This window comes from Dietzia cinnamea NBRC 102147 (assembly GCF_001571065.1).
Taxonomy (GTDB): domain Bacteria; phylum Actinomycetota; class Actinomycetes; order Mycobacteriales; family Mycobacteriaceae; genus Dietzia; species Dietzia cinnamea.
The window spans coordinates 1-4,893 of sequence record NZ_BCSW01000096.1 but is presented as its reverse complement, the minus strand read 5'-3'; the positions used below and the strand labels follow the sequence as shown (position 1 = coordinate 4,893).

Sequence of the window (4,893 nt, the reverse complement as noted above, 5' to 3'; positions counted from 1 at the left end):
TACCATCACCGGCTTCCTGATCCGCGTCGACGGCACAGCCGAGGCGGTCGAGGTCACCCAGACCCCAGAGGGGCACCTCGCGAGCATGCGCAGCATCATTGACTGCAACTACGTCGATGTCATCGGCGTCGAGGGCGCATACGGACTTGTCGACAGCTGGGTGGACGACGAGGGCGCATTGACTTCGATCCCGAACGTCGCCGCAACCATCATCGTGTCCGAGCTGGCCGGACGATCCGTGCCGCCGATCTTCGGTCACGCCCTACTGCTGTCCCGTGACGGCGCGGACACCGTCGGCCTCAGTGCCGAGCAGCTCGAGGACGTGCAGTCGCTTCACGCAATTGCGCAGACGATGCCCAGGCTCCACGAGGCCATCAACCGCGCCCACGCCGAGGCTGTCCTGTCCGGACGGCTCTAGGCGGTGCCCCCGGTCCATCGCCGCGAGGCAGACGGACCCTGGGGCTGGCACTTTCAGGGCGACTTCAACAACTAGTGCAGCTACTTCCACTAGGGACACTATGGACACTCGTGCCACTAGCGCAACTAGTGCAACTACTGAGCCAACCCGAGAGGGCGACAAGCCCCCCGGAAACCCAAGGAGGAACGCATGGGCAACACCATGTCAGCTATCGGCGAAGCCTTGAACGGAGTGGCGGAATTGATCTCCGACCGCGAAGTTCTACACGCCATCACGTCTCACCTGACCGCTCGCGAGGTCATCGTCATTGCCAAGCTTTTCGAGGCAGCTGGCGAGCATGAAGTCTATGGCCGAGTGATGGAAGGCATCATCCATGGCGACGAGGAGGTCCGGGCCGTGGCGGCGCCACTCCATGCCGGAAGCGGCACCGTCCGCATCGAGTACTTCAACGACTTTGTCGATTGCGGAGTCGAAGAGGACCCCATCTACGTGCGAGCGTTCGACGAGGGAGGCCTGCATCACGCAATGCAGGAACTCAGGCTCAAGGTGGATGAAGACCAGATTGAATGGGCGGCGACCGAAATTCCCGGCCTGATCGTCCTCGACAGCGCCATCCGTAGCTAAGGCGACACGCACCTTCAACTAGTGGCGCGTGCGCTACACGTGCCACTAGTTGCGCTAGAGTTACTAGGGGAGGAACCATGAAGATCATCGCAGTAGCGAACCAGAAGGGCGGCGTCGGCAAGACCGCTGTCGCACAATCCTTGCTGCATGCCGCAGCAGCTCGAGGCAAGAAGGCCCTCGGCATCGACCTGGACTCGCAGGGCAACCTGACGCAGCAGCTCACCGCTCGCCACTTTGATGACTGGTTCGAGGGCACCGTCGCCGATGTTATGGACCCGGCCACCTCAGTGGAGATCGCGAAGACGATCGTGCCCACACGTAGGTCTGGAATCGAGGTCGTCCCCTCGGGTTTGGATGACTACGTCGCTGTAGAGATGGCGCTGACGGGGGCGACGCTACGAGAGCTGACCCTCAAGCGGGCGCTGGCAAAACTCCCTGACGACGCTTATGACCTCGTCGTTATCGACTGTCCCGCGGCGCTCGGCCTCACGCTGACCAACGCCCTCGCGGCGGTGAACTCGGTACTACTTGTCACTGACCCGTCTGCTGCTGGGTTTGGAGGGCTTGGTCGCATCGTCAATTTCATCGACACCGCCAATGAGCAGCTGGGTCCCGTGCTTGGTAGGGAAATCGACATCGAAGGCATCGTGATCAACGGGCATCGGACCAACGTCAAGATTGATGACCGGTATGTGTCTGAGATCGAGAGCTACGCACGAGAGTCCGAGGTTCCCGTGCTCGGCCGGCCTTTGACCCAGCTCGCCTTCATCAAGCAGGCGAACGAGGCGGGGTATGGCTTCGATGAACTCTCCGAAGTTCGCGCTGTCGAGGTCGCCCGATTTTTTGACGATCTACTGCTGACCGTCATCGGAAAGGACTGATTGCAATGGCGGACAATTTGCCGCGAGGGCCGCAGCCTCCAGTGCGTAAGAAGCGCCCCATTTTCGGCGACCTGACCGCGGAGGGTCAGGACAACGCTGTATCGGACGACCAAGAAGTTCCGGTCAAAGCGCCCGGTCCAGGGGTGACAGATGAGGCCGAGGCTGGCTCGAAGGCTTCAACAAAGCCCGCTACCAGGAAGAGGAAGGGGTGGGATCGGAAAGGTCAGATCTCCGTGGTGTTGGGCGCCGAGCTTCACGACAGGCTTCGAACCGTGCAGAAGCAGAATGCGGTCACCTACGACTCCACTGCGGATCTGGTCAGAGAAGCGATTTCGGAGAAGCTCGACCGCTTGGAGTAGGGCCAGATCTAGCGCTCCCGTTACAGCGCCAGCAAGTGCCCCTTGTGCCACATGTGGCACAAGGGGCACTTGCTGCTTCTGGATGGCAACGTTCCGCCGCTCGTTAAACTAGGCCTAGTATTGGGCCTAGTTCTGTTGTATAACTCAACTATGTCTCTACAAGTCCTTCCCACCAATGAGATGAAGTCGAATCTCGCTGCGCACATCCGAGACGTCACTGCCGATCCTCGACGCCGAGTTTTTGTCGGCGCACATAGGCGGGCAGAGGCTGTCCTGCTGTCGACTTACTCGGAGCTGCCCGAAGCGCAATTGCACAACTTGGCTGTTCTGGCGGGTCGGGCACTTGGCTATGAACTAGTTGAAGCAATACGGGCAGCCTCGTCACGACCGGCGGTGGGGGAGTACCGGAAGCTCTTGGAAATCTTTGCCGAACGGCAGCGCCGGGAGGACTGCCTCAGTGTCGTCGTGGAAGCAGCGACCGTATTGACGCAGGTAAACGGGACTCACCCGGCCGACGCTGCTCGTGACGTAGGCGATCAGATCGGTGATGCGGTTGAGCCACATTTGAGCTGGGCGAGCTGTCGAGCCGAAATTGAGCGAATGCTCGACCAGCGCACAGGGAGTGAGGCTGTCGAAGAAATGGAAAAACAGTAACGAGATCGTGCGGTGCACATCCCCCATCAGGCATTTCCAGGATCGTAAGGTTGGCTACAACCACCGTCGATCGGGGAGGCACCGTTGTCAGAACAGCCAGATCTTTTCAGCTTTGACAACGAAGGGACCCAAGGAGAAGGCGATGTCGGACATGACGCAAGACGCAGTGGCAGCGACGTGGGAGCAGACCGGCCAGAATCAACAGTTCCAGGACTACGCGGAGCTAACGCGAGCGATCACAGTCGAGAGCGAGAGGTTGGACGGCCTGATCGGCGACCTATTTCTGGAACTCCGAGACCAGGGGATCGCACGGTACCGGCAGGACAATCAGGGTCATCATCCTCCGTTCCTGGAGACAGTGCAGATCGGGAACAGGGCACGGTCCCAGGCCGAAGAGATCATTCTTCAGCAGGAGCTGGGCGAAGGTCTGGAGAAGGCGATCCAGGGGCAGCAGGAGGAGGCCGAGGACGAGAACTGGAGGACCAGTCCGGACCGGTGGCGGACCCACGTCAGTCAGGTCGGGGACCCGTCACCGGAGATGGACGCATTGACGGACGAGGTCTGGCCGGAGCGGAGCGTGCGCTTCCGAGCGATGGCGGGCTTTTTGATGCAGACACGCTACGAGGACTCGGAGCCGATTCCGGAGACTCCCGAGGACCCGCTCAAAGCGCAGTTCACGGCCCAAGTCGACGCGGTACTCGACGCGCAAGACGCAAGCCGCAGCGGAGCCACAAGGTAGAGCCGGAACAGCTTGACCTGATCTTTGATGACACCGGAGCCGCCCCGGTCGATCCAGCCATGGTCAACGTCCATGCTGCACCACTGCCCAAGCCCACCGTTGACTCCGTATCTTCGCCAGAGGCGATGGGGCAGGAGCCGGCCCCGGCGGAAAATGAGGAAACCGGGGACGCAGTCGACGTTCGACGGCCTGACCCAGTGGACTTTCACCCTGGTCGTGATGTTCTTGTGCCGTCAGGTAAAAAGGCCCGCATCCAGGCGAACATCGCCGCGATCAAGACTTTGCACGTCCTCGAGGCAGAAGATCGCTATGCCACATCGGACGAGCAGGACGTTCTTGCTCAGTGGTCCGGGTGGGGCGCAGTGCCGGAAATCTTCGATCCTCGTCGAGATGACTACGCCACCGAAAGAGCAGAGCTTGAATCGCTACTGAGCTCGACCGAGTGGAATCGCGCACGACACACCATCCTCAACGCCCACTACACCGACCCGGCTATCGTTTCTGAGACCTGGAACCTCCTGCGCAGAGCAGGATTTCAAGGGGGACTCGTTCTCGAACCCGGAAGCGGATCGGGAACCTTCATCGGCCATGCCCCCACCGACGCACAGATGGTTGGCGTCGAACTCGACACCCTGTCCGCCCGCATAGCGGCCGCGCTCTACCCAAGCGCACAACTCAGAAACGAATCCTTCGCAGACACGGCAGTTCCTGCCAACGCGTTCGTTGCAACGGTGGGCAACGTCCCGTTCGGCGACATCAAACTCTGGGACGACGCGCACAATCGACGCCAACACAGCATCCACAACCACTTCATCATCAAATCGCTCGACCTCACCGCTCCCGGTGGTTACGTCGCACTTCTCACGAGCCGATACACCGCCGATGCAGCCAATCCCGCTGCACGCCGAGACATGGTGGACCGCGCGGACCTCGTGGGTGCCGTGCGACTTCCTACAGGCGCATTCCGCCGAGTGGCCGGTACCGAGGTCGTCACCGACCTGCTGGTCTTCCGCGTCCGTGAGGAAGGGCAGGAACCAACCGAAGCAACCAGGCAGTTTGCTCGCACCAATGACCTGCGGATCGACGTTGACACCGCTGACGGATATGCCCCGCCGGCAACGGTCGGCATCAACGACTACTTCCTGAAGAATCCCGACCATGTCTTGGGGGCGCTGACGGTAGGACATGGAATGTACGGCTCCAACGAGCTGCGGGTCC

At 60.9% G+C, this 4,893-nt stretch carries 7 protein-coding genes; 6 read left to right on the top strand and 1 reads right to left on the bottom strand.

Features of this window, described 5'->3' with window-relative positions:
- The 4 genes from DCI01S_RS17645 to DCI01S_RS17410 form a co-directional block, all read left to right on the top strand.
- The coding region (locus tag DCI01S_RS17645; RefSeq protein WP_061230119.1) for a DUF3846 domain-containing protein at positions 1-418 on the top strand (418 nt) is incomplete at its 5' end.
- A 189-nt stretch (positions 419-607) separates the two neighbouring features.
- Positions 608-1,042, top strand: a complete 435-nt coding sequence (locus DCI01S_RS15895; RefSeq protein ID WP_061230118.1) for a hypothetical protein — start codon at positions 608-610, stop codon at positions 1,040-1,042.
- 77 nt (positions 1,043-1,119) lie between these two features.
- The gene (locus tag DCI01S_RS15890; protein WP_061230117.1) at positions 1,120-1,923 is read left to right on the top strand and encodes a ParA family protein; all 804 of its coding nucleotides are present in this window, start codon (positions 1,120-1,122) and stop codon (positions 1,921-1,923) included.
- 41 nt (positions 1,924-1,964) lie between these two features.
- Complete coding sequence (locus tag DCI01S_RS17410; RefSeq protein ID WP_156482647.1) at positions 1,965-2,282, top strand: hypothetical protein; 318 nt, start codon at positions 1,965-1,967, stop codon at positions 2,280-2,282.
- Positions 2,283-2,663: 381 nt separating this feature from the next.
- On the opposite strand, the gene DCI01S_RS15885 is transcribed toward DCI01S_RS17410, so the two are convergent.
- Positions 2,664-2,963, bottom strand: coding sequence for a hypothetical protein (locus DCI01S_RS15885; protein ID WP_061230116.1), 300 nt, complete (start codon positions 2,961-2,963; stop codon positions 2,664-2,666).
- Between the two features lie 115 nt (positions 2,964-3,078).
- Between DCI01S_RS15885 and DCI01S_RS15880 the strand changes: the two genes are divergently transcribed.
- Complete coding sequence (locus tag DCI01S_RS15880; protein WP_061230115.1) at positions 3,079-3,675, top strand: hypothetical protein; 597 nt, start codon at positions 3,079-3,081, stop codon at positions 3,673-3,675.
- A 59-nt stretch (positions 3,676-3,734) separates the two neighbouring features.
- Positions 3,735-4,893 (top strand): class I SAM-dependent methyltransferase (locus DCI01S_RS17405; RefSeq protein WP_497463105.1); only part of this gene is annotated, 1,159 nt, incomplete at its 3' end.